General features: G+C 68.9%; 22 protein-coding genes and 2 pseudogenes. 15 read left to right on the top strand and 9 right to left on the bottom strand.

The annotated features are described in order from the left end of the window. Positions 1 to 3 precede the first annotated feature (3 nt). Complete coding sequence (locus tag ACZ4Z5_RS06600; protein WP_468257538.1) at positions 4 to 717, bottom strand: VOC family protein; 714 nt, start codon at positions 715 to 717, stop codon at positions 4 to 6. Between the two features lie 717 nt (positions 718 to 1,434). Here ACZ4Z5_RS06600 and ACZ4Z5_RS06595 point away from each other — a divergent pair. The 12 genes from ACZ4Z5_RS06595 (at position 1,435) to ACZ4Z5_RS06540 (ending at position 14,818) form a co-directional block, all read left to right on the top strand. Continuing rightward, positions 1,435 to 5,502: an amino acid adenylation domain-containing protein gene (locus ACZ4Z5_RS06595; protein ID WP_468257535.1), complete on the top strand. Its 4,068-nt coding sequence runs from the start codon at positions 1,435 to 1,437 to the stop codon at positions 5,500 to 5,502. 40 nt (positions 5,503 to 5,542) lie between these two features. Beyond that, positions 5,543 to 6,523, top strand: coding sequence for a pseudouridine-5'-phosphate glycosidase (locus ACZ4Z5_RS06590; RefSeq protein WP_468257532.1), 981 nt, complete (start codon positions 5,543 to 5,545; stop codon positions 6,521 to 6,523). Then, positions 6,520 to 7,191: an HAD family hydrolase gene (locus ACZ4Z5_RS06585; RefSeq protein ID WP_468257529.1), complete on the top strand. Its 672-nt coding sequence runs from the start codon at positions 6,520 to 6,522 to the stop codon at positions 7,189 to 7,191. The genes ACZ4Z5_RS06590 and ACZ4Z5_RS06585 overlap by 4 nt, the downstream gene beginning before the upstream one ends. Before the next feature lie 12 nt (positions 7,192 to 7,203). Then, positions 7,204 to 7,677, top strand: a complete 474-nt coding sequence (locus ACZ4Z5_RS06580; RefSeq protein ID WP_468257527.1) for a DMT family transporter — start codon at positions 7,204 to 7,206, stop codon at positions 7,675 to 7,677. Further along, positions 7,674 to 8,120, top strand: coding sequence for a DMT family transporter (locus ACZ4Z5_RS06575; protein WP_468257524.1), 447 nt, complete (start codon positions 7,674 to 7,676; stop codon positions 8,118 to 8,120). Before ACZ4Z5_RS06580 ends, ACZ4Z5_RS06575 begins: the two co-directional genes overlap by 4 nt. Further along, the gene (locus ACZ4Z5_RS06570) at positions 8,117 to 9,310 is read left to right on the top strand and encodes a questin oxidase family protein (protein ID WP_468257521.1); all 1,194 of its coding nucleotides are present in this window, start codon (positions 8,117 to 8,119) and stop codon (positions 9,308 to 9,310) included. Before ACZ4Z5_RS06575 ends, ACZ4Z5_RS06570 begins: the two co-directional genes overlap by 4 nt. Before the next feature lie 27 nt (positions 9,311 to 9,337). Further along, positions 9,338 to 10,018 (top strand): uracil phosphoribosyltransferase, encoded by a 681-nt coding sequence (gene upp, locus ACZ4Z5_RS06565; protein ID WP_468257518.1) that lies wholly within the window; start codon positions 9,338 to 9,340, stop codon positions 10,016 to 10,018. Then, the gene (locus tag ACZ4Z5_RS06560) at positions 10,015 to 10,422 is read left to right on the top strand and encodes an NUDIX hydrolase (RefSeq protein ID WP_468257515.1); all 408 of its coding nucleotides are present in this window, start codon (positions 10,015 to 10,017) and stop codon (positions 10,420 to 10,422) included. The genes upp and ACZ4Z5_RS06560 overlap by 4 nt, the downstream gene beginning before the upstream one ends. A gap of 730 nt (positions 10,423 to 11,152) precedes the next feature. Next, positions 11,153 to 12,256 carry a substrate-binding domain-containing protein gene (locus ACZ4Z5_RS06555; RefSeq protein ID WP_468257512.1) on the top strand — a complete coding sequence of 368 codons (1,104 nt, stop codon included), beginning with the start codon at positions 11,153 to 11,155 and terminating at the stop codon, positions 12,254 to 12,256. Between the two features lie 70 nt (positions 12,257 to 12,326). Next, on the top strand, positions 12,327 to 13,121 hold the full coding sequence (locus ACZ4Z5_RS06550; RefSeq protein WP_468257509.1) for an ATP-binding cassette domain-containing protein: 795 nt from the start codon (positions 12,327 to 12,329) through the stop codon (positions 13,119 to 13,121). Beyond that, a complete protein-coding gene (locus ACZ4Z5_RS06545; protein WP_468257506.1) occupies positions 13,118 to 14,407 on the top strand; it encodes a sugar ABC transporter permease in 1,290 nt (429 codons plus the stop codon). Before ACZ4Z5_RS06550 ends, ACZ4Z5_RS06545 begins: the two co-directional genes overlap by 4 nt. A 153-nt stretch (positions 14,408 to 14,560) precedes the next feature. After that, entirely contained in the window at positions 14,561 to 14,818 is a 258-nt protein-coding gene (locus ACZ4Z5_RS06540) for a hypothetical protein (protein ID WP_468257503.1), read from the top strand. 106 nt (positions 14,819 to 14,924) lie between these two features. Here ACZ4Z5_RS06540 and ACZ4Z5_RS06535 read toward each other — a convergent pair whose 3' ends face one another. The 4 genes and pseudogenes from ACZ4Z5_RS06535 to ACZ4Z5_RS06520 all read right to left on the bottom strand — a co-directional run. Next, entirely contained in the window at positions 14,925 to 15,527 is a 603-nt protein-coding gene (locus ACZ4Z5_RS06535) for a DUF7691 family protein (RefSeq protein ID WP_468257500.1), read from the bottom strand. Between the two features lie 93 nt (positions 15,528 to 15,620). After that, positions 15,621 to 16,197, bottom strand: a pseudogene (locus tag ACZ4Z5_RS06530) (amino acid transporter); the annotation flags it as partial. Positions 16,198 to 16,277: 80 nt separating this feature from the next. Further along, a complete protein-coding gene (locus tag ACZ4Z5_RS06525) occupies positions 16,278 to 18,191 on the bottom strand; it encodes an NACHT domain-containing protein (protein WP_468257705.1) in 1,914 nt (637 codons plus the stop codon). Positions 18,192 to 18,551: 360 nt separating this feature from the next. Next, positions 18,552 to 18,731 (bottom strand): annotated as a pseudogene (locus ACZ4Z5_RS06520) (helix-turn-helix transcriptional regulator); the annotation flags it as partial. A 256-nt stretch (positions 18,732 to 18,987) separates the two neighbouring features. On the opposite strand from ACZ4Z5_RS06520, the gene ACZ4Z5_RS06515 reads away from it, so the two are divergent. The 3 genes from ACZ4Z5_RS06515 (at position 18,988) to ACZ4Z5_RS06505 (ending at position 21,367) form a co-directional block, all read left to right on the top strand. After that, the gene (locus ACZ4Z5_RS06515) at positions 18,988 to 19,215 is read left to right on the top strand and encodes a hypothetical protein (protein WP_468257498.1); all 228 of its coding nucleotides are present in this window, start codon (positions 18,988 to 18,990) and stop codon (positions 19,213 to 19,215) included. Positions 19,216 to 19,300: 85 nt separating this feature from the next. After that, entirely contained in the window at positions 19,301 to 20,173 is an 873-nt protein-coding gene (locus ACZ4Z5_RS06510; protein ID WP_468257496.1) for a hypothetical protein, read from the top strand. Between the two features lie 84 nt (positions 20,174 to 20,257). Further along, a complete protein-coding gene (locus tag ACZ4Z5_RS06505) occupies positions 20,258 to 21,367 on the top strand; it encodes an alpha/beta hydrolase (RefSeq protein ID WP_468257494.1) in 1,110 nt (369 codons plus the stop codon). Positions 21,368 to 21,752: 385 nt separating this feature from the next. Here the strand turns inward: ACZ4Z5_RS06505 and ACZ4Z5_RS06500 are convergent, their stop codons facing one another. From ACZ4Z5_RS06500 to ACZ4Z5_RS06485, 4 genes are all read right to left on the bottom strand, one after another. Continuing rightward, complete coding sequence (locus ACZ4Z5_RS06500; protein ID WP_468257492.1) at positions 21,753 to 22,628, bottom strand: potassium channel family protein; 876 nt, start codon at positions 22,626 to 22,628, stop codon at positions 21,753 to 21,755. An 88-nt stretch (positions 22,629 to 22,716) separates the two neighbouring features. Beyond that, complete coding sequence (locus ACZ4Z5_RS06495; RefSeq protein ID WP_468257490.1) at positions 22,717 to 22,980, bottom strand: hypothetical protein; 264 nt, start codon at positions 22,978 to 22,980, stop codon at positions 22,717 to 22,719. 18 nt (positions 22,981 to 22,998) lie between these two features. Continuing rightward, positions 22,999 to 24,306, bottom strand: coding sequence for a Na+/H+ antiporter NhaA (gene nhaA, locus ACZ4Z5_RS06490; RefSeq protein WP_468257488.1), 1,308 nt, complete (start codon positions 24,304 to 24,306; stop codon positions 22,999 to 23,001). Between the two features lie 265 nt (positions 24,307 to 24,571). Further along, positions 24,572 to 26,113: an alanine/glycine:cation symporter family protein gene (locus ACZ4Z5_RS06485; protein ID WP_468257486.1), complete on the bottom strand. Its 1,542-nt coding sequence runs from the start codon at positions 26,111 to 26,113 to the stop codon at positions 24,572 to 24,574. Between the last annotated feature and the right edge of the window lie 62 nt (positions 26,114 to 26,175).

Below are 26,175 nucleotides of genomic sequence, written 5' to 3'. Positions count from 1 at the left end.
TGTTCAACCAGCGACATGGTCTCGTCGGGCACGGGCGTTCAGGGGCGGGCCGGCCACGCCGACACACGCCTCGTTCCCCTCGGGGTCGGCCAGCACCCGGTTCGACGGCGCATCGGCGTCGTTCACCAGGCGGCCACCGGCCGCGAGCGCTGCGGCTATCCGGGCCTCGGCCTGGTCGTACGGCACCCACACGTCGACGTGCACCCGGTTGCGCTGCGGGCGCGGCGCGTTCATCTGCTGAAAGTAGAACGGTGCCCCGCGGCGGCGCGGGTCGATCAGGTCCTCGCCGCTGTTCGCTCGTTCCTCGTAGCCGAGCAGAGCACGCCAGAACGCCACCACGTCGGGACCGGCGAGGGCATCGACGGTGACCTGGACGGTCTGCACGGCGGACGGGTCGGCCGGTATGTCCAGCGTGCGAGCCACCGCCGAGATCTGCCGGGCCAGCTCGACGTGCCGTTCGGTCAGCCCGTAGTAGTCGTCCGTGACCGTGATCAGCCGTACGATCACGCCTTCCTGCCTCACGTCGACGTCCGGGTGGTCATCCCCGACTCCCGGCATCTCGCTGATCGCCTGCACGAACCGGGCGCCGACCGCGAACGACCCGGTGCGGAAATACGTACACGCCCCCTCGCCCACGACGCGCCAGTCCTCCACGCCGACGGTTTCGTGGAACTGCTGGGGCCTGATGCGCTCGATCCTGCCTTCTACGTAGGTCATGCGCTCAACGTAGCGCGCAGGTCCGACAACCCAATCCCTTCCGACCATCCGGTACTTCGGGACCACTCGTCCAGGACGGGCAGGAGGACCAGCTGCCGGCAGGCGGACGGTGATCATCGTGCGGTACACCCGTGCGCCCACGATCAGCCGCCGACGGTGCAGAGGACCTGCGGGACCAACTCGCTGCCGCAGTTCCCGGCCGCCCACGGACGTCCTTACCGGGTTCGGCTGGACGGGGGGCTCCGGCCGAAATTCGACCGTGGAATGACAGCCATCGGCCCCGCGCACCCGATCGCATGAGCCCGTCGGCGGACCAGGCAGTCGCGGAACGTGTGGCTCCGAAGCACGGAGGCGTAGCCGCCAACGCTGCGTCGCGCGCCCGGGGCCACGGGCGTTCCGCCCGGTCCGGCACTCGGAGGCAGGGGCGCCGCCGTATGGCCGGCGTCCGAGGCGGGGTCCCGTATAAACAGCGTGCGAACTTTCAGGCCATCTTCCCGATCGGCGTTGACCCACCCATGGCCAACGCTTAGCGTCTGAATATCTTGGTTCTGATCTTGCACGCCGCGCAGGAGCCCGAGGGGAACACCGGCACTGCGTACGTTCGTTGCAGAACCACCAGAGGAACACCATTCACCGGGGGAAAACATGGCTGCCTCAGCCGCTCAGAACTTCGACGCGCCGGAACACGATTTACCCGGCCACGCATCCCTTCCCGACATGCTCCGGGAACGCGCCGGTGAACAGCCGGACAACACTGCGGTAGTGTGTGGCGATCAGCGCCTCACCTACCGGGAGCTCCTGCAGCGCAGCTCCGATCTCGCCGGTTACCTGCGGAATCTCGGCGTGGAACGGGATGACCGTGTCGGCCTCTTCCTGGATCCCTCACTCGACCTGATGGTCGGTGCATGGGGCATCCTGTTCTCCGGATCCGCTTATCTCCCGCTGTCACCGGAGTATCCGGAAGAGCGGCTGCGTTACATGCTCGAGGACGCCCGCGTCAATGTCGTCATCTCCCAGGAGCACCTCAGGGAGAAACTGGCCGAACTCGCCCCGAGGGAAACGAGAATCGTCACCCTGAACGAGGTCCGGGCCTTCATGGAATCCACTCCCGAGGGCTTACGGAATCCCGTACCCGGCCCCGGCCCGGACGATCTGGCCTATATCATCTACACCTCCGGCAGCACCGGAAAGCCGAAAGGCGTGATGATCGAGCATCGCAGTGTCGTCAACCAGATGCGCTGGCTGAGGGAGGTGTACGGCCTCGACCGGGAGAAGGTCGTCCTGCAGAAGACTCCGATGAGTTTCGACGCCGCCCAGTGGGAGATCCTCGCGCCCTGCTGCGGCAGCGAGGTCGTGATCGGCAAACCCGGTGTGTACCGGGATCCGGAAGGGCTGATCGAGGCCATCACCGAGCACGGGGTCACCACGCTGCAGTGCGTGCCGACCGTGCTGCAGGCGCTGGTGGACACGGAGGAACTGGACCGGTGCACCTCGCTCAGGCAGGTCTTCAGCGGGGGCGAGGCACTGTCGAGGGATCTGGCGGTCCGGGTGCTGGACACGCTCCCGGACTGCGACCTGATCAATCTGTACGGGCCGACCGAATGCACCATCAACGCCTCCGCTTTCACGGTGGACCGCGCCGGCGTCGGTGAGGGTCCCAACGCGGTGTCGATCGGCTCGCCCGTCCACAACACCCGGTACTACATACTCGACGAGAAGCTGTCGCCGGTGGCCGTCGGGGAGATCGGCGAGCTGTACATCGGCGGAGTGCAGCTGGCGCGGGGATACCTTCACCGCCCGGAGTTGACCGCGGAGCGGTTCATCGACCACCCGTCCGGGGCTGAGACCGGTGACAGCAGGCTGTACCGGACCGGGGACCTGGCCTACTGGAACGCCGACGGAACCGTGCAGTTCGCCGGCCGTGTCGACAATCAGGTGAAACTGCGGGGCTTCCGGGTCGAGCTGGACGAGATCAGGCTGGCGATCGAGACCCATGACTGGGTCAAGAACGCCGCGGTGATCGTCAAGGAGGACCGGCGCACCGGTTTCCAGAACCTCATCGCCTGCGTCGAGCTGAGTCCGAAGGAAGCGGCCCTGATGGACCAGGGCAACCACGGCGCCCACCACCAGTCGAAGGAGAACAAGCTCCAGGTCAGGGCCCAGCTGTCGAACGCGGGCTGCCGCACCGAGGCGGAGATCGCCGGCCGGACGGTGGTGGACCTCCCCGGCAAGGAGCTGACCCCGCAGCAGCGGCGACGTGTGTTCGCGCGCAAGACGTACCGCTTCTTCGAGGGCGGTGACGTCACCAGGGCCGACGTGCTCCGGCTCCTCGACCGCACGCGGACCCCCGACGCGCGGCCCCGCAACGTGTCAGAGCTCCCCCTTGCCGAACTCGGGGAGATCCTCCGGTACTTCGGACAGTGTCTCAGCGAGGAGCGGCTGCTGCCGAAGTACGGGTACGCTTCGCCGGGCTCGCTCTACGCGACGCAGACGTACCTGGAGTTGAGCGGGGTGGGTGGGCTGCGGCCTGGGCACTACTACTACCACCCCCTGCACCACCAGTTGGTGCTGATCCGGAAGACGCCGGATGCCGAGGCGGCGGAGGAGGCCCGGCTCACGTTCCATTTCGTGGGCAGGAAGCGGGCGATCGAGCCGGTCTACAGGAACAACATCCAGGAGGTCCTGCGTATCGAGGCCGGTCATATGGTGGGCCTTTTCGACGAGGTTCTCCCCTCGTACGGGCTGAGCATCAGGGAGCTGGAGCCCCGTCCTGCGGCGAAGGACGTCCTCGACTGCGCAGACGAGGACTACTACCTCGGCACGTTCGGGCTGGCCCCGTTCACGCAGCAGCAGGACGACGCACTGGACATCTATGTGCAGGCGCACCCGGGACGGATCGTCGACCTGCCCGCGGGCCAGTACCGGTACCGGGACGGCGAACTGGAGCGCATCTCCGACGAACTGGTCCGCAAGAAGGACGTCATCGCCATCAACCAGCGGGTCTACGAGCAGTCGAGCTTCGGGATCACGGTGCTGAGCCGGCGCGAGCGCGGCTGGCTGGGCTACGTCGATCTGGGCCGCAAGCTGCAGCGCCTGCAGATGAACGGCCTGGGCCTGGGCTTCATGTCCTCCGGCTACAGCTCCGAAACCGGTCATGACCTGCCCTCGGCGAAGCGGATCGCGGCCGTCCTGGAAGCCCGCGGCGACCGTACGGGGCCCTCCTACTTCTTCGTGGGCGGCCGGGTGAGCGCCGAGCAGCTGCACAGCGAGGGCATGAGGGAGGACACGATCCATATGCAGGGCCCGGCGGAGATGATCAAAGAGGACCTGGTCACCTTCCTGCCGGACTACATGGTGCCGAACCGGGTCGTCATCCTGGACCGGTTGCCTCTCACCGCCAACGGGAAGATCGACGTCAAGGCACTGGAGGCGTCGGACAGGACCGACATGGACGCCGCCGACCGCCCCTTCGTCCCGCCCCGCACGAGGACGGAGAAGCGGATCGGGGACATCTGGAAGACGCTGATGAAGCGTGAAGCCGTCTCGGTGCAGGACGACTTCTTCGCATCCGGCGGGAACTCGCTCATCGCGGTCGCCCTCATCAACAGGGTCAACAAGGCGTTCGGGAGCAGGCTCCCGCTCCAGGCTCTCTTCGATTCACCCACGGTCGAGAAGCTCGCGCGCCGGATCGACGGCGACGACGCGGGCACCACATCGCGGCTGATACCGCTGCGGGACTCGGGGACCGGACACCCCGTCTACTGCTGGCCCGGCCTGGGGGGCTACCCCATGAACCTGCGCCTGCTCGCCGGCAGGACGGGCGGGGAACGCCCCTTCTACGGCGTACAGGCGCACGGTATCAACCCGGGAGAGACGCCGTACCCCACCATCCGGGAGATGGCCGCCGAGGACATCAAGGCCATCCGACGTGTCCAGCCCACGGGCCCGTACACGCTCTGGGGCTACTCCTTCGGCGCCCGGGTGGCCTTCGAAGCGGCGCATCAGCTGGAGCAGGCCGGGGAGCGGGTGGAGAACCTGTTCCTGATCGCACCGGGGTCGCCGCGGGTCCGCGCCGACGACGCGGCGGTTCACGGCGACGAGCCGACGTACCGCAACAAGGCGTTCGTGACGATCCTCTTCTCGGTGTTCGGGGGCACGGTCAGCGGTCCGCTGCTGGAGGACTGCCTGCGGCAGGCCGAGGACGACGAGACCTTCGCGACGTTCATCAGCACGGCGTTCAGCGGCCTCGACCGCGAACTGGTGCTGAGGATCGTGCGCATCGTCCGGCAGACGTACGAGTTCACCTACACCTTCCGTGAACTGGCCGAGCACCGGATCGAGGCCCCGGTCACGATCTTCAAGGCACATGGCGACGACTACTCGTTCCTGGAGAACCGCAGCGGCTACTCCGCGCAGTCGCCGACGGTCGTCACCCTCCAGGCGGACCACTACAGCATGCTGCGCGATCCCGACATCGACGAGCTCGCCCAGACGATCCATCGCCGGCTGCGAGGTCGGCAGCCGCAGGCACAGGGCCAGGAAAGAAAGAAAGAGTTCACCTTGCCGCACGTCAATATCAAGCACTTCCCCGTCGCACTCAGCGAGGAACAGGAGTCCGAGCTGGTCGCCGCGGTGGCCAAGGCGGTGCAGTCGGCGTTCCAGTGCGACGAGAGCGTCATATCGATCGCGCTCGAACCCGTCGATCAGGACGCCTGGAACGAGCAGGTCTCCGTCCCCGAGCTGGTGGACCGAAAGGAACTGCTGCGCAAGACGCCCAACTACTGACCCCACCGCATCGACGTACGACAACGAGGATCGGAGACGCATGACGACGCGCCGTCACCCCGGCGACATTCCCCTGGTGTTCAGCGAGGAGGTCTCGGAGGCACTCCACTCCGGGGCACCGGTCGTGGCACTGGAGTCCAATGTCATCACCCACGGCCTTCCCTACCCTGACAACGCTGCCACCGCCCGGAAGGTGGAGGCGGCTGTCCGCGCAGGCGGCGCGGTCCCGGCCACGATCGGCATCGAGGACGGCCGCATCCTCGTCGGGATGACGGACGCGGACGTCGAGCGCTTCGCGTCGACACCCGGCATCCCCAAGGTCAGCAGCAGGGACATGCCCGTCGTGCTGGCCCGGGGCGGCATGGGCGCCACGACCGTGGCCTCCTCGGTGGTCGCGGCGGAGCTGGCGGGCATCCCGTTCTTCGCCTCCGCCGGTATCGGCGGAGTGCACCGTGGTGCGGAGACCACCATGGACGTCTCCTCGGACCTCATCCAGTTCACCCGGTCCAGGGTGGCAGTGGTCTGCGCCGGCGCGAAGAGCATCCTCGACCTCGGCCTGACCATGGAGTTCCTGGAGACGCACTGTGTGCCCGTGGTCTCCTACCGGTTCGACGACTTCCCGGCCTTCTACTGCCGCACCAGTGGCATCCGCAGCCCGCACCGGCTGGACGACGAGACGTTGATCGCCCGGGCCATCGAATCCCACTGGGCGCTCGGCAACCACGGCTCCTTCCTGGTCGCCACGCCGATCAAGGAAGAGGACGCGATCGACAGCCGGGAGGTCGACGCGGCGATCGCCGACGCGACGGTCGCCGCCGAACGCGACGGTGTCCGGGGCAACGGCCTCACCAAGTACCTGATGCGCGCCGTCGACAGGGTGACCGAGGGCCGCTCCGCCAAGGCGAACATGTCCGTCCTCATCAGCACGGCCGAACTGGCGGGACGGCTCGCCGTGGCCCACGCCCGGCTCCGCTCCGAGGGCCTGCCGACCGGTACGCCGGCGCCGGAAGGAGTGCGATGACCGCCGTAGCCGTCTTCGACCTCGACGGAACGCTCATCGACACGCCGCGTGGGATCGTGGACACCTTCACGGCGGCCTTCGCCGCCATGGGCCTCGACACCCCGGACCCGACGGAGGTCCGTGCGACCATCGGGCTCCCCCTGGAGCAGGCGTTCGGCAAGCTCATGGGGGTCGCACCCGACGACGAGAGGGTGGCCCAAGGGATCCGGCAGTACCAGAGTCAGTTCCGCGACATCGTGCTGCCGAGGGCGGTGGAGCTGCTCTTCCCCGGCGTCGCGGACGGCCTCTCGGCCCTGCGTGACCGGGGGCTGGCCCTCGCCGTGGCGACGAGCAAGTTCTACGCCAGCGCGGACGCGTTGCTCACGGCGGCGGCGCTGCGGGACATGTTCGACGTCGTGGTGGGCGCCGACCAGGTCACCCATCCCAAGCCCCACCCTGAGTCGGGGCAGAAGGTCCTGCGCGAGCTGGGGATCCCGGCCGAGCGTGCCGTGATGGTCGGCGACACCACCCACGACCTGCTGATGGCGAGGGCCTGCGGCATGCGGTCGATCGGCGTGACGTACGGGGTGCACAGTGTGCGCGAACTGCGGACGGCCGACCCCACATGGCTGGCGGACACCTTCGGTGACGTCATGGCGTGCCTCGCAGACGCACCGGCACAGGGCTGACGGGTGGTCACCGTGTTCGGACGTTCGACCGACTGGCTGCTGGGCATCGCGGGAGGCGCGCTCCTCGCGCTGATGATCCACTACAACAGCCTTCTGGCGGAGCACACGACCCCCGCCTTCGCGTCGTGGGTGGCCCACGGGCTCGGCGCGGTGGTGGCCCTGCTGCTCGTGGTACTGATGACCTCTCGGTTCGTCCGCCGGGGGCGAACCGGCGAGGAGCAGGAGCGGGCGAAGGTGCCCCTCTGGTTCTATCTGGGCGGGATCCCCGGCGCGTTCACGGTCATACTGGCCGCGATCACCGTGAACGGAAGCCTGTCGCTGTCCGGCACGATCGCCCTCATGCTCATGGGCCAGATCGTCTTCGGATCCGTCTCGGACCACTTCGGGCTGTTCGGCACCCCGAAACGGCGCCTCGTGGCCATGGATGCCGTCGTGGCGCTCTGTGTCCTCACCGGGAGTGCTCTGATCATCTTCGGCGGGGCGTGATCGTGGTCCTCTACGTGTTCCTCGCCTTTCTCAACGGCGCGGTCATCGGAACCAGCCGTGCGATCAACGGGAGGCTCAGTACGACGATCGGTCCATTCCGGGCATCCCTGTGGAACCACGTCGTCGGGTTCGCCTTCCTCACCGTGATGCTCGCCGTCCTGGGCCAGTGGGAGTTCCGCGCCTCCCCGCCGGCCGCTTATCTGGGCGGTTTCTTCGGTGCGTTGTTCGTGGCCGTCAACAGCTACGTGTTCCCCCGGCTCGGCGCGATGAACGCCGCTCTGCTGGTGATCAGCGGTCAGATGATCTCCGCTGTCCTCATCGACTGGCAGAGCAAGGGCATGACCCCCACCGGACTGCGGTGCCTCGGGGTGGTCGTCGTCCTGCTCGGCGTCTACCTGTCCAGGTTGTCACAGCTACAGCGCGAGAAGGAAAGAGTGCAGTGAAGAATTCACCGGTGATCAAGCAGCTGCTGGACGACCGGAGTCACCACATCGAGTTCAACGGTCACCTCAGCAATCACTCCAAGCACGCAGTGGTCGCACTGGCTCTCCTCGGGGCGTCCGAGGAACGCATCAAGGAGTACTACGACAACTATGCGAAGCTGACGACGTACGGCTACGGCCTGGAACCGCCCAGGCCGTCCCAGTACGTCATCACGGAGGAGAACTGGAAGGAGTACTTCGGCCGGCGCACCAGCTTCTCGTCCTACTGCGAGTTCTTCGACCGCAAGGAGCGGGAATTCGGGATGGAGGAGGTGCTGCGGCGCTACGTGCCGGCACTCCTGCCCGGCTGGGTGGGCGCCTTCACGCACGCCACCATTCACCTGGGATGGGCGCTGGAGATAGGCAGCCGGTGGATGGCCATCGAGGGCCTCGCGTACATGGCGTTCTCGTACGTGTCCTGCCATCCGCACCGGGCGTCCTCCTCGGAAGCCGGTGCGTCGGCCGTGGACTCCCTGCTGCGTGTCGCCGGCGCCTGGGACGGCGACCGCGAGCAGCTCACCCAGTGGGCGCAGGACATCGGTACCGTCCCCGCATCGGGTGCGCTTCCGGACGGCATTCACCCCGAACTGGCCCGGTCCGGTCTGCAGTACCGCAACGCCAGGATGCTGGCGGAGGGCCATCCGCTGATCTACGACACGCCCTCCTGGATCGACGACCAGGACGTTCCCACGAGCTGGGAGCAGCTGTACTACGCGGTGACGCTGCTGTACCTCTCCCGCCCGGGAGACTTCGTGCTGCTGCATCTGATCACCTCCCTGCACGCCATGGAACAGATCGCCGCACGGCTTCCCGAGGACCTGCACCGGTACGTCATCACCTGTTACTGGACGGGGATGCTCGGCGTGGTCTTCGCCCTCGCCGACTTCCCGAAGCCGGCGAAGCTGGCGGCCCTTCATTCCGCGTTCGAGGACGCGGTCGACGCGGGCGGCAGCGAGACATGGCGTCCGGACTGGGAGCTGACCGTTGCCCGCTCCTTCGAGGAGGAGGAAGAGCACAATCCCAAGCTCGTCCACGTCATGCGAAGGATGTGGGAGCGGACGGGAGGCCGGTCCGTCTACCGGGCCGCCGCCGCCCAGTTCACGGCCACGCCTGCACTGCCCCCGTCCTTCGAAGAACCGCCCACCGAGTGACCGAGAGCATTGGGAGACCGGAAATCCATGCCGAGCACGACATCACCGTCCATTGAGGAGTACCTCGGCAGCACCGTCCATCTGCTGCCCCAGACCGACTACCTGCGGTCTTTGCACACCGTCATCCGGGACCGGAACGCGCGGCGCGACGACTTCGTCCTCACGTCGGAACGGATCATCCGGATGCTGATCGAAGCCGGCCTCGATCTTCTGCCGTGGGAGAAGTGCGAGGTCACCACGCCGGTCGGGGCGACCTACGAGGGCCTGCGTCTTCCCTCGCGCGTCTGCGGGGTGTCCGTGGTGCGCGCCGGGGAGAGCATGGAGGGTCCGCTGCGTGCCCTCTGCCCGTCCATACGCATCGGCAAGATACTCATGCAGCGTGACAGGAAGACGAAGCTCCCGCGCCTTTACTACACATCGCTTCCGAGCGACATCGCCGGGAGCCATGTGCTGCTCCTCGAGCCCATGCTGGCCACCGGCGGAACCGCGCTCGCCACGATCCAGCTCCTGCTGGACAAGGGCGTCGCGGAGGAGAACATCGTCTTCATCAACCTGATCACCGTGCCGGAGGGCATCAGCGCGGTCGCCCGGCGGTATCCGAAGGTGCGGATCGTCACCTCCTCCATCGAGGAGAGGCTCAACGAGAACGCCTACATGATTCCCGGCATCGGCGACTTCGGCGACCGCTTCTTCGGCACGGACCTATGACCGGGGTGATCGACAAGGTGGCGTGGATCCGGCTGGAGGACAGCCGGATCCTCGTCGTCCGGTCCCGTGGCAAGGACACGTACTACCTGCCCGGGGGCAAGCCGGAGCCCGGTGAGAGCCTGCACGAGACGCTGATCCGGGAGGTCCGGGAGGAGCTGGGCGTGGAGCTGCTTCCCGGAAGCATCGCCCCGGCGGTCACCGTCGAGGCCCCGGCCCACGGCGCGCCGCCGGGAACCCTCGTCCGTCTCGCCTGCCACACCGCCGACTACCGGGGCGTGCCGGCACCGCACAGCGAGATCGCCGAGATCGCCTGGCTCACCCATGGCGACCGCCACCGGGTGAGCCAGGCCGCCCGCATCGTCCTGGACCGGCTCGCCGCGGCCGGTCGACTGCGCGACAGCTGACGGCCCGAGGGCACCAACGAGGCCGATCCTGCATCGCCTTCGGTGACGCGGTCACCGGCCGCACCTTCCTTGCGGTGATCGGCACCATGGCGCTCGCGGCCGGCTTCGGTCTCCTGGTGGTGAGGATGGGCATGCACGAGAGCGCACGCCCGCTTCAGCTCTCCGTCGGCGTGAGCTTCCTCGGCGAGTCCCTCGTGGCCGGCCGTCGCGGCATGGTTTCGGGGATCCACTTCGCCGCGGCTCGTGAACGCCGACCCATCGCCATACGGTGGCGCTCCGGCCGGCGTAGGGCCTTGAGGCTCACCTGCTGGGCACACGGGCGCACGCCGATGCCGGTCCGTCATGTGCGGGCACGATGGACCCCGCCTCTCGGTAGCCGGCGGTCCAAGGGCCGCGAAGGCGTCGCTCAGCGGCCGGCACGTCACACAGGTCGTGCACGGCGGCTGCGCGGCTGCGCCGGGTGGGGAACGATCGGTACAGGTCCGGTGCGCGTCGGTGGACGAGCAAGCTGGTGGATGTCGCGGGGCCCCGCACCCTGCCGCCGGAGCCCGACCGGCCGAAGGGGCGGCAGGCGGGACGGGATCGCTGCGCCCGGCGTTCCCGCAGGTCGGGATGACCGACGAGCCGTTGAGGTCAGTACCGTCCGGAATTTCCCATACATTGGGTTTTAGGTCGTTTCGACGTTCGGTTTCCGGCGGCGTACCGCCGTCGGGTGTGTCAGGAAGATCGGATGAAGGGCAATCCGGGGCGCGCTGTCGTCACCGTTGCAGCCGTGTCCGTATTCGCCGGACTCGCCGGCTGCGGGGCGGTCGGCGAGACGGGCGAGGACGCGCAGGGGAAGCAGTCCGGCGGGTTCACGATCGGGCTGCTGCTCCCCGACACGCACACCGCACGCTGGGCCACCGCGGACAAGCCCCTGATCGTGAAGAAGGTCAAGGAGCTGTGCCCGGACTGCACGGTGACCCACGCGTACGCCTCCGCGGACGTGGCCACCCAGCAGCAGCAGGTCGAATCCATGATCGCGAACGGTGCCAAGGTCCTGATCCTCGATCCCGTCGACGACAAGGCGCTCCGTTCCTCGATCACCAGGGCCCGCGACGCGCACGTTCCGGTGGTCTCCTACGACCGCCTCGCCGAGGGCCCCATCTCCGCCTACTCCAGCTACGACTCGGAGGAGATCGGACGGATCCAGGCGAAGGAGCTGCTCAAGGCGATGGGCCCCAAGGCGGACGGCGGGCAGATCGTGATGATGAACGGTGACCCCACCGACCCGAACACCCGCGACCTGGTGAAGGGCGCACTGTCCGAGCTCGAGGGCAAGGTGAGGATCGGAAGGTCGTACTACACCGCCGGGTGGATCCCGGAGAACGCGTACCGGAACATGTCCGCCGCCATCGCCGAGCTGGGCGCGGACAACATCGACGGCGTCCTGTCGGCCAACGACGGACTCGCGGGCGGCGTGGTCACCGCCCTCAAGGCCGCCGGCATCAAGCCGCCGCCCCCCGTCACCGGTCAGGACGCCGATCTTGCCGCGATCCACCGGATCGTCAAGGGCGAGCAGTACGTCAGCGTCTACAAGTCCTTCGAAGCGGAGGCCGCCGCCGCCGCCGAGATGGCCGTCGCCCTGGGCCGCGGCGAGGATCTGGACGGTATCGCCACGGACCGTGTCAGCAACAACACCAGCAGGAAGATCCCGGCCGTCCTCGGCCCTCTCGTCCCCGTGACGGTCGGCACGATCAAGGACACGGTCGTGAAGGACGGCCTCTACACGATCGACCAGATCTGCACCCCTTCGGTCGCGGCCGCCTGCCGGAAGGCCGGACTCACCGGATAGGCCGACGGATGCCGCACGGCGCACGGCATCCCCCGTCGGCTCCCCGCCGGCGGACGGGGACGGAGAGGAGGTGGTTCACGTGCCGGCCCCACCCCTGCTGGCCCTGCGCGGAATCAGCAAGCGATTCGGTGCCGTCCGGGCACTCACCGACGTCGAGCTGGAGATCCACGCGGGGGAGGTCGTGGCCCTGGTGGGCGACAACGGCGCGGGCAAGTCCACCCTCGTCAAGGTGATCACCGGTGTCGCCCCGGCCGACGGGGGTGCCATCAAGTGGGACGGCCGCATCGTCCGGATCGCACGGCCCCGCGACGCCCAGGGCCTCGGCATCGCCAGCGTCTTCCAGGACCTCGCGCTGTGCGAGACCCTCGATGTCGTCGGCAACCTCTTCCTCGGCCACGAGATCGGCCGGACCGGAATCCTGGACGAGGTCTCCATGGAGCGCCGGGCCCTGGAACTGGACCTGCTGGACGCCCTGTCCATCCGCATCCCCAGCGTCCGCGTCCCCGTCGCCTCCCTCTCCGCGGGCCAGCGCCAGACGATCGCCATCGCGCGGGCCCTCCTCAACGAGCCCAGGCTGCTCGTCCTCGACGAACCGACCGCCGCGCTGGGCGTCAGGCAGACCACGCACCTCCTCGACTTGATCGACCGGCTACGGGAACGCGGCGTCGGCGTCCTCCTGGTCAGCCACAACCTCGGTGACGTCAAGGCCGTCGCGGACCAGGTCGCGGTGCTGCACCTCGGCCGCAACAACGGCTTCTTCAGTGTGCCGACCACGTCCCAGGAGCAGATCGTCTCCTCCATCACCGGTGCCACCGACAACGCCGTCACCCATCGTGCGAACCGGGCGTGGAAGGGAGCGACGTGAAGAGGACGCGAACGCCCGAGAGCCCTGGTGCCACCGGGGCGGGCGGCGACTCGGCCCGCCCGGCGCCGACCGCCTTCGACCGGCACCGCAGGGAAGTCGTGGAGGGCTTCCGGAACTACGCCGGCGACTACGCCGACAAGCTGCGCAGCGGTGAGCTCGGAGCCCTTCCGGGAATCGTCGCGGTCGTCCTCATCTGGACGATCTTCCAGAGCCTCCACCCGCAGTTCCTCTCCCCCCGCAACCTGTCCAACCTCAGCGTGGACATCGTCGGCACAGGCATGATCGCCCTCGGGATCGCCTTCGTGCTGCTGCTCGGCCAGATGGACCTGTCGGTCGCCTCGGTCAGCGGGCTCACCGCTGCGGTGTTCGCCGTGCTGAACGTGAAGAACGGCCTGCCGGAGTGGCTGGCGGTCGTCGCCGCGATGCTCGTCGGCGCGGCGATCGGAGCCGTCCAGGGGTTCTTCTCGGCCAGGATCGGCATGCCGGCGTTCGTCGTCACCCTCGCGGGACTGCTGGCCTGGAACGGCCTGATGCTGTACTTCCTCGGCGCGAGCGGCACCATCAACCTCCATGAGGGAGGGCTGGTCCACGCGCTGACCAGCTACTACATCCGCGACCCGGCGGTCGCCTACTGGCTGGCGGCATTCGGCGTGGCCGTGTTCTTCGTCGCGTCCTACCGGGACACCCGCCGCCGCAGGGCCGCCGGTGTGCGGTCCCGGCCGCTCAGCATCATCGCCGTGCGCACCGGTGCGGTCGCGGCGGTCGCCTTCTCCGCCGCATATGTGCTGAACCGGTTCGAGGGCCTGCCGCTGGCACTGCTGATCTTCCTGTGCTTCGTGGTCGTCCTCGACTTCCTCCTCCGCCGTACGTTCTACGGCCGGCGGATCTTCTCCATCGGCGGCGGCTCCGAGGCCGCCCGGCGTGCCGGCATCAACGTGGTGTGGCTGCGGGTCTCGGCGTTCATGATGTCCGGGACCCTCGCGGCGATCGGCGGGCTCTTCCTGGCCTCGCGCGTCGCGGCCGTGGGCCAGACCTCGGGCTCCGTCATCCTGTTGATCAACGCGGTCGCGGCGGCGGTCATCGGCGGTATCAGCCTGTTCGGCGGCCGCGGCACCACGTGGTCCGTGCTCCTCGGCATGCTGGTCATCCAGTCGATCGCGTCGGGCATGGTCCTCCTGGGCATTCCGACACCGCTGCAGTCCGTGATCACCGGTGGGGTGCTGCTCGCCGCCGTGGCTCTCGACTCGCTGTCGCGCCTCTCGCAGAAGGCGCACGGCCGGGCGTGACCCCGGCTGCCGCGCGGGCGACTCCGGCACGCCGGCGCACACGGCCGACGCACGGCCGAACTGGGAGACACGTGCGGACGAGGGACGTGCGGGACGAGAGGAGGCGTGGGACGAGAGGAGGCGTGGTCCGCCGCCGCGGCCTACCGTCGGGTCATGAGCGAGATCATCGTCGTGCAGGAGTTCGACAGGCCGAGGGCGACGGCCGAGAGCCGGCACCTCCGCCGGGTCCACGCCGCGCCAGCCGCCCCGGGCAACCCTGCCGTCCCGGGGCCACGGACCATCTGCGGCAAGGACACCTTCGCCATGGAGGCGACGACGTGGAGGCCTTCCGACCATCCCAGCGGATCGTGGTACGACCCGGAGCACGCTGACCACGTCTGCCCGGACTGCGATCTCGCCATGGAAATCTGACCGGGCCGCACCACGATCGTCACCCGACAGGCCGATCCGTGCGCACGTCGGGGGCTCAGCCGCCCGAGCGCCATGGGTGGAGCCGCCCGAGCGACGGCTCCCCGGGTCAGTGGCCGAAGGCGACGACTCCGTAGCCCTCCCGCGCCCCCGCCTGGCGCATCCAGTCGACGCAGGATTCGACGGCCTCCAGCACGTCGGGGTCGAGCGCGTCGCGCTGCTCCTGCGTACTGGCCTCCCACTGCGCGAGACCCTCGGCGCACTGCTCCGGGCTCCACTCGCCGTACCCGGGGAACTCCTCCGGGCGCGGCAGCGGATCCGGCACCGATCCGTACATGAAGTCGGTGACCGCGACGGCCGTGATGCCGAGCTCGCGCAGCCCCTCGTCGACCCGCTCCAGCCAGCCGTGCCGGAACGGCGAGAAGTGGTTGTTGAACAGCCACCGGCCGTGGAACTCGCAGATCATCTTGTATGCATAGCCGTACTGGAAGCCGTGCGCGGCGTCGAACGGCCCCCCGTCTATCACCGCGCGCAGCGCCTCGTAGCGGGTGGGCGCGCCGTCCTCGATCCGGTCGGCGAACCAGTCGTCGTCATGGGCGAGCTGCTGCTTGAAGCGGCCGCCGATCATCCGGCGCAGCTTCTCGTCGCCGGACGAGACGGCACCGTGGACCTTGCTGATGTCGACGAGGAAGGGGCTCAGTGCGTAACTCATGATCGACAGCTTAGAAGAGGCCACTGACATCGCCGGTGGTACGGGTGTCGAGCCCGCGTCATGAAGCGAACCGTCCTCGGCGCGGTCCCGGCGTCACCCGACGTGGACATGGGGACGGCGGTCGCGGTCCGGTCCGGCCTCGCGGATGACCTCGCGGGTTACGGGTGCCACCTCTCCCTGGCCGAAGAGGCAGAACCTCAGGAAGTTGGCGAAGGGGGCTGCCCTCGGTCCACTCGAAATAGATGTGGGGCCGCTGCCCGCTGACGTCGCGGATGTGGAGCAGCAGCGCGGCCGGCGCGTTGGGAATGCTGGAGCTCTCCAGGGTCAGCACGCGGTAGCGGTCGTGCATCACCTCTCCCCTGACCGGCAGCCCGTGCTCGAACTCGGACGGGTCCTTGACCGTGACCTCGACGAACATGACGTCGTCGCCGGGCGGGATGTCGATGTCCGCGCGTATCTGCTCGGTCTTCTCGCGGTACTCGGTCCGGTCCCGCCGGTCGGGCTCGTTCGTGATGAACCGGATCGTGCGGTGAGCGGCGTCGTTCACGAACCGCCGCGCCAAGTCGTCCGGTTCCACGTCGGTGACCCGGAGTCCGAAGACGCGGGCGAGGCGCGACAGCAGCGAGAGCACCATGGTCCCGGCGATGAAACAGGCACCGATCCTCAGGCCAGTTCCCTGCCGTCTCCCGGCCGGTCCGGCCGGGAGACGGCCACGCCGACCGGGCGAGGAACGCCGTCAGCCGCCAGCCCTCAGGAGGAGCCGGTCCGTGACGTGGGGGACCCCGCCGGTGTGTAGTTCGCCTGCTGCCGACGGAACGACCGACCGAGGTGGTGCTGCAGCCGTGCGTGGCGGAACTGGTACACCGCACCGGCCCGGCGCAGCACGCCTCGGCGGTACGCATCGTCCAGGAAGGCGCCCGTGTTCCAGGGCAGCCTGCCGGTGAGCGGCAGTACGACGCGGGAAAGGATCACCCATTGTCCCCAGGCGGTGAAACAGAGCCCGTAGGAGAAGGCACCACCGAGCCCTCCCACGGCCCCGATGACGAACCCGTCCAGCAGGGGCCAGTTCATCGGCCCGAGGTGTCCGCTGAGCAGGTCGACGACCAGGCGTCCCCCGAGGCCGATCGCCAGGGTGAGCGTGGGCACCATGACGAGCATCCGTCGGCACACCGTCGCACGGTTCGAGGACAGCAGGCCGACCGGGGTGGCCGCGGAGTGGACGTCCAGCGGCGCTTCGAATGCGGCCATGAACCCGAAGACCAGTCCGGCGGACGGGCCGAAGGTCAGCCCGTAGGCCAGCATGTTGACGAGCGTGCTCTCGATCACCTCGGGTGTGGCGAGCGGGCGGCCGTAGTACAGCGCGCGCTCGACGGCGAAGGCGCACGCACACCCGCATCCGATGACGAACCCGCCGGGAAGGGCCGTCGCGAAACGGCGGGTGAACGTGCGGACCGGCCTGCGCCCGCTGCGGCCCGGTCCGCTGTGCAGCTTCAGGCGCACATGGGTCGGTGCGAAGACGCCGTCGCCGAACGTGAGCATCAGCCCGTAGACGAATCCGAACCCGAGGCTGCCGGCCAGCCCCATCATGGCTCCCTGCACCACGACCTCGTCGAGTGTGATCGAGTTGGTGAGCAGTGCGACGATCCAGGTGGCCACGGCGATGCAGAGCCCGGATGCCAGCACGACGGCCATGATGCGCGTCGAGCGTCGCAGCGAGTCGCCGATCTGCCACCAGGCCAGGTCCTGCCGGTCCCGGTCGAGCCTCACCATGTGGTGGGCGAGGTAGCCGAGCCAGCGCTGGGCGCGCTCCGGGTCCCAGTTCCGGTGCCGTCGCGGGGAACCGCCGGCGCTCCGCTCGGGGGCGCGAGGCCGGTAGATCGTGGGCACGAAGCCCGCCAGCAGGTGCTCCTCCAAGGAGTGCTCGGTGGGGAATCGCGTGCCGTCCAGCAGCTCGCGCGGATCCCGGTCCGGCGCTTCGCTGTACATCGTGCGCGCCAGGACGACCATCAAGGGGGTGCTCAGAACCCTGGTGAGGTTCGCACTCGCCCGGGACTTCCGGGACGGGAGCTCCTGCAGGAGGGAGTCCCACACCGCCGGGGTCCCGTCGTGGCCGTCGCCGTGTGCGGCGGGCCGGGCGGTCCGGGGCAGATAGGCGATGACGTCGTCGAGTGTGAGGTCGGTGAGTTCGATGCCGGCGGCCCAGACCAGTGGTGCGCCTTCCGCCTTCACCGCTTCGGCGTACTCGTCACGCCGACTGGTCAGAACGAGCGGCAACGAGGTCGCGTTGAGCGCTTCGAGCGCCTCCCGGCGCAGGTTCTCGGCGATCTCGTCGAACCCGTCGAGGACGGGGAGTACGAGGTCGGCGTCGACCAGCGCGGCGGCCAGGGTCGACCCTCCGGGGGTCCTGCGGGCCAGATGGGGATGGTCACGCAGCAGTCGGTCGATCAGCCAGTCCCGTAGCGCGATGGTTCTCGGGTCCCACGATCCGACACTGAAGATCACGGGCACCTTGGCGGAAAGGCCGGGAGCCTCGAGGAAATCCAGGACGAGTCTGATCGTCAGGATCGATTTGCCCGAGCCTGCCCTTCCCAGAATCACCAGCCGCCCGGACGGGATCGCGCGGTAGAGCTCGGCCACACTCCGTAAGTCGCCGCTCAGGTCCATCCGTCGCGAGCTGGCTCCTGGCGGAAGGCGCTGAATGTTCTCCGAATGGTCGGTCAGGTGAGCGGGTGCCTGCTGCCACCGCACCGGTAGTGGAAAAGGGTCGTGGACCCGGCGCTGTTCCTCCTCTCGCCGCCAACGGCGCTTGATCTCGCTCGCCAACTCGCCAGCGGCGGTGGCGAGCACACCGCTCACCGGGGACGGAAGGGAAGCGGAACTCGGGGGCGGTGTGGAAGGTCTGCTGTCGGATTTCCGTGGTTCCACATCGGGGTGCGGCGTTTCCGTGTTTTCCCGTGGGGGTTCCGGAACGGACGTGGCGGGCGTTTTGGCGAGCATGGCCGCCAGCCGCCGGCGGTCCCCGGATCCTGGTTCCAGGGCGTCGGCGAGCAGGTTCACCGTGCCCAGCCGGTGGTCGGTGGTCCTTCCCGTTTCCAGCCGACGGATGGTACGCACACTCACCCCGGACCGTTCCGCCAGCTGTTCCTGCGTCAGCCCCGCTTGGGTCCGCAGTCGGCGCAACAGTGCGCCGAGCCGATCCGTCACTTTCGGTGCCCCTCCACTCGCGAGCGCGGACGGCGGCGAGTCTAACGTGACGACCGGTCATAGATGGCCGGTGCCTTGACCTGTTCCCTGAGCTGCGCGAACCCGAGCATCGGTGGTGCCTCGTCGGCGTGCCGACCGAGGTGGGCATGCTCCGCGCCGGCTTCGCAGGGGCACGCCCGATCCGGACGCTCCCCATGACCACCACGATCCGGACGCTCCCCATGAACCACTCGCACACGAGATACGAGGAATTGCCATGGCATATCGCTATTGGTGCGGCGAATGCGGTTTCCGGACGCCGTGGCTCAGTGAGTCCCAGGTCGAGGCGCAGCAGATCGAGCACTACGACAGGAGGCACCCCGGAATCGGCCCCGGCGGGCACGTGGAAGTGAATCGCAAGAATCCGAACGGAGGCCTCGGTTGTCTTCAGGTGGCGGGAATCCTGATCCTGCTGCTGGTCCTCGCGGCCACATTCCGTCGCTAGAGACGGACGTCGGGGCATCGCCCCTCTCGCTCGGCCCGGCTCACGGCCCGAAGCATTTCGATCCATCCAACGGAAAGGAACACGCATGCGCAGACAACGAATTACCGGCCTGTTCGCCGCAGTCCTGGGGTTTCTGCTGACCCTGACCTGCGTGACGAGCGCTGCCGCCGCCGGGACCGAGGCGCGGTCGGGATCCGGGAAGCGCGTCTTCAACGCCATGCAGATCGTCTTCAGCCCGGACACGCCCAACGCCTTCTGCACGATCGGGGCGGTCGGCTCCGACAAGTACGGGCGGAGGATCGCCGTCTCGGCGGGGCACTGCCTGCGCGACAAGAGGTACGCGGACCGTGACATCCCGGAGAACATCCAGCCCGTCTACGACCGGAGCGACACCGGGTTCGGCCCCATCGGGTACGTGCGGTACTTCAAGGATCCCGAGGGTTCGACGGTGGGGCACGCCACCAAGGACTACATGATCATCGAGCTGGTGCCGACGGTCACCCTCTCGTCACAGGGTCCGTACCTGAAGCAGACGGGCGAGCTGGAGGTGGCCGGCGGGCAGCCCAGCCCCCATGCCCCCAACCCGCCGCTGAACAACGAACGTCTTCTCGGCGCCGCCCTGTTCGAGAGCAACGAACTGGTGGTGTCCGGCCAGCTCGGGGTCTTCTACGGGCGCGTCACCAACAACTCCCTGGGCATCTACCAGTCCTGGGCCGCGCACAAGGGCGGCGACTCGGGTGGTCCGGCGATCTGGCACGTGCCCGGCAGCGCCTACCCCTCGGACCGGAACAACTTCCAGGCATCCGGCCCCTGGGCGGGCATCACCAAGGCCATCGTCGCGGGCGTGCCCCCGTTCGTCTACACGAGCTCCGCGAACATCCTCGCCGACCTGCGCGCCCGGGACGCCGCGGATCCCAGTGTCTACGGCGCGGGATTCCGCGTCACCGACAACCCGTAGGCACCGACGATGCGCCGGCAGGCGACACGAGCAGGCAAGGCCGACAACCCAAGTGATCATCCCTCGCTCCAAGGAGAACCTCCCATGCGACAACTGCTGTCCCGCGCTCGGGCCCGCGCCACGAAGCGCGCCGGAGCAGCCGCCGCGGTGGCCGTGGCGGTACTGACCCTGTCCCCCGCTCAGCTCGCACATGCCGAAAGGCCCGACATCCCGCGTCTCACCGACGGCCACGGCCTGACCCAGGTCGCCGATGCCACCGAGGTGCACACCAGCACCGACTTCACCATCACCGTGACCACCGCGCAGCTGTCCGGCCGGCACAAGATCCGCATCCTGCTGCCCGCCGACTACCAGAAGAATCCCGGCAAACGGTGGCCCGTGGCGTACTTCCTGCACGGCGGGGGCGGCACTCCGGACGATGCCGCCGCGGCCCCCGCACTGCACTCGGACTCGATGATCACCGTGGTGCCGGACGGCGGCCTGAAGGGCTGGTACGCCGACTGGGTCATGCAGAAGACCGCCATGGGCGCGGCCAACTGGGAGACCTTCCACCTCCAGCAGGTCGTCCCGTTCATCGACGCCAACCTGCGGACCATCGCCGACAAGGAGCACAGGGCCGTCGTCGGCCTCTCGATGGGCGGCTCCGGAGCCCTGCACTATGCCGAGGCGCGCCCCGACCTGTTCGGCCACGCCGCCTCGCTGTCGGGCGGCATCGACTTCGGCATGGCGGAGATCCGCGCGGCCGTTCTCGCCACGGAACTGAACCTCACCGGCGCGTGGTGCGCGGTGAGCACGTCCACCCCGGCCGGCACCGGCCGGTGCACCGGCTACGGCCCCGTCGTCGACAGCGACGCGATCTTCGGCTCGCCTTACCCGATCCTCAACGCGGATCGCGTCTGGAAGGCGGTCGACCCGGCCGCGCCCGCCAACCTGGCCGCGCTCCGGGGAACCGACGTCACGCTCTACACCGGCGGCCGGGGCCCCATCGATCACTTCACCCGGATCGCCGCCAAGACGGTCAAGGCACGCCTGGACGGTCTCGGACTGCCGAGCCGCCTCGTCGACTACGGCGACGGCTCCAGCCTGGCCCCCACCTGCGACGGCGGCCACAACTACGGCTGTTGGGCCCCCGCACTGGCCGACTACGTCCCCCGGCTCGAAACCGCATTCGCCTCAGCCGGCCGAAACGCCTAGCCGCACCGGCCTGGGCCACACCACCTCGTACCCCTACCCCGCACATCCCGAGGAGCGACCACTCCGCCGCGCCCGCACGCCCCTTCGCCCGACAGGCGAAGGGGCGTTGCCCGCCCTCACCGGTCAGCCGGGCCCGCTCGGCCTCCGCTTCGGCGGCGGCGATCGCGGCCCTCCGCTCGGCCTCGGCCTGTTTGACCCGGGCGATGCGCTGGGCCTCGGCCTGCTGTTCGACCTCGTAGCGGCGGGCTTCGGCGGGCTTGCGGACCTGGGTGTCGAGCCGGCGGTCGGAACGGGCATGAACGGGCTGCAAGTTCCCATACGGTGCCGGCTCGCGGTCGCCCTCCATGTCGTCGCGGGTCAGGGCGGTGTCGGGGCCGGCCCGGCGTCACGCCCCGGAGTGGCGGCCGTGGTCGTGTGCGAACGCGTTGAGGACCTGTCGCGGTGTCCCCCGGGTATGCAGGAACCGCTGGTCGAGGATGAGCGCGAGGTCTTCCAGTGCGGCGCGGAGCACCGCTGCCGAGAGCCGGACATCCGGGCGGCGGGCGCCGGCGGCCTGGTCGGCCAGGTTGTCGGCGTATGTGATGTGGCGGGCCAGGGAGGTGCGGTCATCGCCGTCGTAGAAGTAGTACGACTCGGGGTACTGCATGAAATCGACCGAGCTCACCGAGATGCCCGCCGCCAGGCTGTCGATGATGGCCGCCCCCGCGTCCGCGTCGATCTGCTCGGTCGTGGGGTGTGTGCGCGAAAGGTGAGACAAGCGCAGCGCCAGCGCACGGCGGCGGGCGAGGGCCGGATAGATGCCGAGGGTCCACGAGACCGTAGCGGTCAGAAGGACGAACCCGACGAGGGCCTCCATCGGGGCGAGGATCCGCAGCCACCCCTTCCCCGGGGCGATGTCGCCGAGGCCAAGCGTGGAGACGTGCACCACGGAGACGTACAGCGCGTCGAGGAATCGCGCGTGCTCAGCGGGTCTCAGTCCGGCGGTGTACGTGAACCCGTCCGGCATGTGCGGCCAGTAGACCAACGCCCAGCCCACCACCACGGTCAGCGTCCACGAGGCGACCACGGCCACCATCCCGAGGGGGCCGGCCAGCCCCGAAGCGCGGCGGCTCGCGGCCAGGGCCCCGGACAGCCGCCACAGCCCTGTCATGACCAGCCAGCTCAGACCGCCATGGCGAGTGGGGTGCCACAAGGTGTGGAACACATCCCGCAGGACGAACAGCACCAGGGCCGTACCGGCAAGGTTGAGCAGCCAGGCCATCCAGGTATCCCCTCTCACTGAGGTCGGCGCCACAGCTTCCCGCACGACCGAGCCGACCCGTCGACGCCCAGCCGGTGACGTTCGCGGATCAGTCCGGTGGTGGGCGTCCGCCGATGGTGAATGCGACCATGGCCCCCGCCATCACCGCCCAGGGCAGGGCCGGCACCCCGGCCGATCGCCGGCCGGCCAGGGCGAGGACCAAGGCCACCGCCGCCCCGGCCGCCAACGCACGCGGATCCCGCAGGAACCGCCACTGCCGACGCCCGGCCCCGGGATCTCGCAGCTCGGCGACCGCCGTCCTGATCACGAGGGCGGCGATGACGATCACCAGCCCCAGGAGCGTTGCGCCCACCTGCCCTACCCCTTCGCGTCAGCTGCCGCCACCGGCACCGGGGGTGCGCTGGTAGATGTCGGGGATGCCGTCGGCGTCGGCGTCGGCGGTCTCCTCCTCGTACAGACGCCGGTAGATCCTGTTCCGGCGCCGGAGCAGGACGGCGGCGAGCACGGCCGCGGTGAGGGAGCCGACCAGAACGGCGGCCTTGACGTGCTCACCGACTTCCGCGCCCGGGAAGGCGAGTTCGCCGATGAGGAGAGCGACGGTGAAGCCGATTCCGGCGAGGGCGGCGAGGCCGAAGACATCGGCCCAGGCGAGGTCGGGGTTGAGGCGGGCGCGGGTGTAGCGGACCGCGAGGTAGGTGCCGAGGAAGACGCCGAGGATCTTTCCGGCGACCAGGCCGACGACGACTCCGAGGGGTTCGGGGCTGGTGAAGACCTCCGCCAGAGCGTCGCCGGACACCGAAACCCCTGCCGCGAACAGGGCGAAGAGGGGGACGGCCACGCCGGCGGAGAAGGGGTGGAGGAGGTGGGAGACCCGGGCGCCGGGGGAGGCCTCTTCGCCCTTGTCGAGGGTGGTGCGCAGGATCAGGCCCATGGCGACGCCTGCGACGGTGGCGTGGACGCCGCTGTTGTACATCAGCACCCAGATGGCGATGGCGAGCGGTACGTACCACCACCAGCCGCGGACGCGGAAGCGCTGGAGGGCGTAGAAGACGGCCAGACCGGCGAAGGCGCCACCCAGGGCCCAGAAGTTCAGGTCGCTGGTGAAGAAGATCGCGATGATGAGGATGGCGCCGAGGTCGTCGACGACGGCGAGGGTGAGCAGGAAGGCGCGCAGCGCGGCCGGGAGGTGGGTGCTGATCACCGCGAGGACGGCGAGGGCGAAGGCGATGTCGGTGGCCATGGGTACGGCCCAGCCGTCCAGGCTGCCGCCGCCGAGTCCGGCGGTCAGCGCGTACAGGGCGGCGGGGACGGCCATACCGCAGAGCGCGGCCACGACCGGGAGCGCCGCCGTGGCCGGTGTGCGCAGCTCGCCGACGACGAGTTCGCGCTTGAGTTCGATGCCCGCGACGAGGAAGAAGACGGCGAGGAGGCCGTCGGCGGTCCAGTGACCGACGGACAGATCGAGGCCGAGGGCGGGAATACCGAAGTGGAAGTCGCGTATCTGCTCGTAGACGTCGCTGAGAGGGCTGTTCGCCCAGACGAGGGCGGCGACGGCGGCGGCCAGCAGCACCAGGCCGCCGATGGTCTCCGTGCGCAGGGCTTCGGCGATGGCGCGGCGCTCGCGCCAGGGCAGGAGACCGAGGAAGGTGGAGCGCTGTGAGGGCGGGGCAGCGGTCATGGCGGGGGAAAACCTCCGGGGGGTCGGCAGCATTGCGGGCACACGGCCCCAAGGACGCCGACCAGACTTCCCGGCACACCCCGCGTCCGCTCGTCGGTGTGATGAGCGCATTGACGCGTTCTTTACACCCTATCGGGAGGGGTGGGATGTCGCCAGGAGGCTTTGACATGCGGTGATGGTGTTCGGGGCAGGGGAGAGGGCCCGTACCCGCCCAAGGCGCGAGGGTGGGTACGGGCCCTCAAGGAGCCGGGCCGCCGGGGGGCGGTCAGACGGTGGTCTTCACCGGCTCCTGGTCTGCGTCCCCGTCGGCTTCGGTCTCCAGGCCGGCGTCGCGGCGGCGGACGAAGTCGAGGAAGTGGTTCAGCTCCCGCTTGACGACGGGGGCGAGCAGGTAGAGGCCGATGATGTTGATGACGGCGAGCATGAAGAGCACCGCGTCGGCCATGTCGATGAGGGTCTGCAGGGTGAGCAGCGAGCCGGCCACGGCGACGAGGGTGTACATGACCTTGAAGGTGATCTCGCTGGCCTTGCTGCGGCCGAACAGGTGGGTCCAGGCCTTCATGCAGTAGTAGCCCCAGGTCAGCACGGTGGAGATGGCGAACAGCATCACCGCGATGGTCAGGATGTAGGGGAACCAGGGCAGGACGGTGGCGAAGGCGTCGGAGGTGATGGTCACGCCGCCGATGGACTCGCCCTTGCGGGCCTCGGCCCAGCTGGCCGGGTTGGCGATCACGATCGTCAGCGCCGTCATGGTGCAGATGACCACGGTGTCGATGAACGGCTCCAGCAGGGCGACCAGACCCTCCGAGGCGGGGTGCTTGGTCTTGACGGCCGAGTGCGCGATCGGGGCCGAGCCGAGACCGGCCTCGTTGGAGAACGCGGCCCGCTTGAAACCGATGATCAGCGCACCCAGGACACCGCCGGCGACACCCTGCGGGTTGAAGGCGCCCTCGATGATCGTGGAGATCGCGGCCGGGACGGCGGTGACGTTCACCAGGATCACGACGAGGCAGGCGGCGATGTAGATGCCGGCCATGGCGGGGACGAGCTTGCTCGTGACGGAGGCGATGGAGCGGATGCCGCCCAGGAGCACGATGCCGACCAGGGCGGCGATCAGGATGCCGAAGAACAGCGCGCCGGCCGAGGAGCCGAGCATGCCCTCCTCGCCGCCGGTGACGGAGACCAGCTGGGCGTAGGACTGGTTGACCTGGAAGAGGTTGCCGCCGAAGAGGCCGAAGAAGAGGACCATGGCGGAGGCGAGGACGGCGAGGACCTTGCCGAGGGTCTTGCCGCGGGCGCCGAAGCGGTCGGCCAGGCCCTTGGGCAGGTAGTGCATGGGCCCGCCGGAGACGGTGCCGTCGGCGTGGACCTCGCGGTACTTCACACCGAGGGTGACCTCGACGAACTTCGTCGCCATACCGAGCAGGCCGCAGAGGATCATCCAGAACGTCGCACCGGGGCCGCCGATGGACACGGCCACGGCCACACCGGCGATGTTGCCGAGACCGACCGTGCCGGAGACGGCCGCGGTCAGGGCCTGGAAGTGGTTGACCTCGCCGGCCGACCCCTTCTCGTCGTACTTGCCCCGCACCACGTTCACCGCGAGCCGGAACTTGCGTATCTGGACCAGCCCGAACCAGCCGGTGAAGACCAGGCCGGCGACGACCAGCCAGGCCACGATCAGCGGCAGCTGGGTGCCGCCGACAGGGACGGAGTAGAAGACGACTTCACCGAGCCACTTGGCTATGGGCTCGAAGAATCCGCTGACCGCGTCGTCGACGGACGTGGTGATGGAGTCGAGTGACATCTGGGAGAACCTCGATGGCGCAGGACCGGCGCAGTGCGGTGCGACGGTGGCAAATGCGGGCT

It is taken from the genome of Streptomyces sp. NPDC030222, assembly GCF_055573115.1.
This window is presented reverse-complemented; position numbering and strand designations above follow the sequence as displayed.

Coding starts and splice junctions, on each gene's coding strand:
- ACZ4Z5_RS06560 (WP_468257515.1), top strand. CDS start 10,015: ATGACCGGGGTGATCGACAAGGTGGCGTGGATCCGGCTGGAGGACAGC.
- ACZ4Z5_RS06500 (WP_468257492.1), bottom strand. CDS start 22,628: ATGGCCTGGCTGCTCAACCTTGCCGGTACGGCCCTGGTGCTGTTCGTC.
- nhaA (WP_468257488.1), bottom strand. CDS start 24,306: ATGACCGCTGCCCCGCCCTCACAGCGCTCCACCTTCCTCGGTCTCCTG.
- ACZ4Z5_RS06585 (WP_468257529.1), top strand. CDS start 6,520: ATGACCGCCGTAGCCGTCTTCGACCTCGACGGAACGCTCATCGACACG.
- ACZ4Z5_RS06505 (WP_468257494.1), top strand. CDS start 20,258: ATGCGACAACTGCTGTCCCGCGCTCGGGCCCGCGCCACGAAGCGCGCC.
- ACZ4Z5_RS06515 (WP_468257498.1), top strand. CDS start 18,988: ATGGCATATCGCTATTGGTGCGGCGAATGCGGTTTCCGGACGCCGTGG.
- ACZ4Z5_RS06535 (WP_468257500.1), bottom strand. CDS start 15,527: ATGAGTTACGCACTGAGCCCCTTCCTCGTCGACATCAGCAAGGTCCAC.
- ACZ4Z5_RS06590 (WP_468257532.1), top strand. CDS start 5,543: ATGACGACGCGCCGTCACCCCGGCGACATTCCCCTGGTGTTCAGCGAG.
- upp (WP_468257518.1), top strand. CDS start 9,338: ATGCCGAGCACGACATCACCGTCCATTGAGGAGTACCTCGGCAGCACC.
- ACZ4Z5_RS06540 (WP_468257503.1), top strand. CDS start 14,561: ATGAGCGAGATCATCGTCGTGCAGGAGTTCGACAGGCCGAGGGCGACG.
- ACZ4Z5_RS06485 (WP_468257486.1), bottom strand. CDS start 26,113: ATGTCACTCGACTCCATCACCACGTCCGTCGACGACGCGGTCAGCGGA.
- ACZ4Z5_RS06510 (WP_468257496.1), top strand. CDS start 19,301: ATGCGCAGACAACGAATTACCGGCCTGTTCGCCGCAGTCCTGGGGTTT.
- ACZ4Z5_RS06600 (WP_468257538.1), bottom strand. CDS start 717: ATGACCTACGTAGAAGGCAGGATCGAGCGCATCAGGCCCCAGCAGTTC.
- ACZ4Z5_RS06595 (WP_468257535.1), top strand. CDS start 1,435: ATGCTCCGGGAACGCGCCGGTGAACAGCCGGACAACACTGCGGTAGTG.
- ACZ4Z5_RS06555 (WP_468257512.1), top strand. CDS start 11,153: ATGAAGGGCAATCCGGGGCGCGCTGTCGTCACCGTTGCAGCCGTGTCC.
- ACZ4Z5_RS06525 (WP_468257705.1), bottom strand. CDS start 18,191: ATGGACCTGAGCGGCGACTTACGGAGTGTGGCCGAGCTCTACCGCGCG.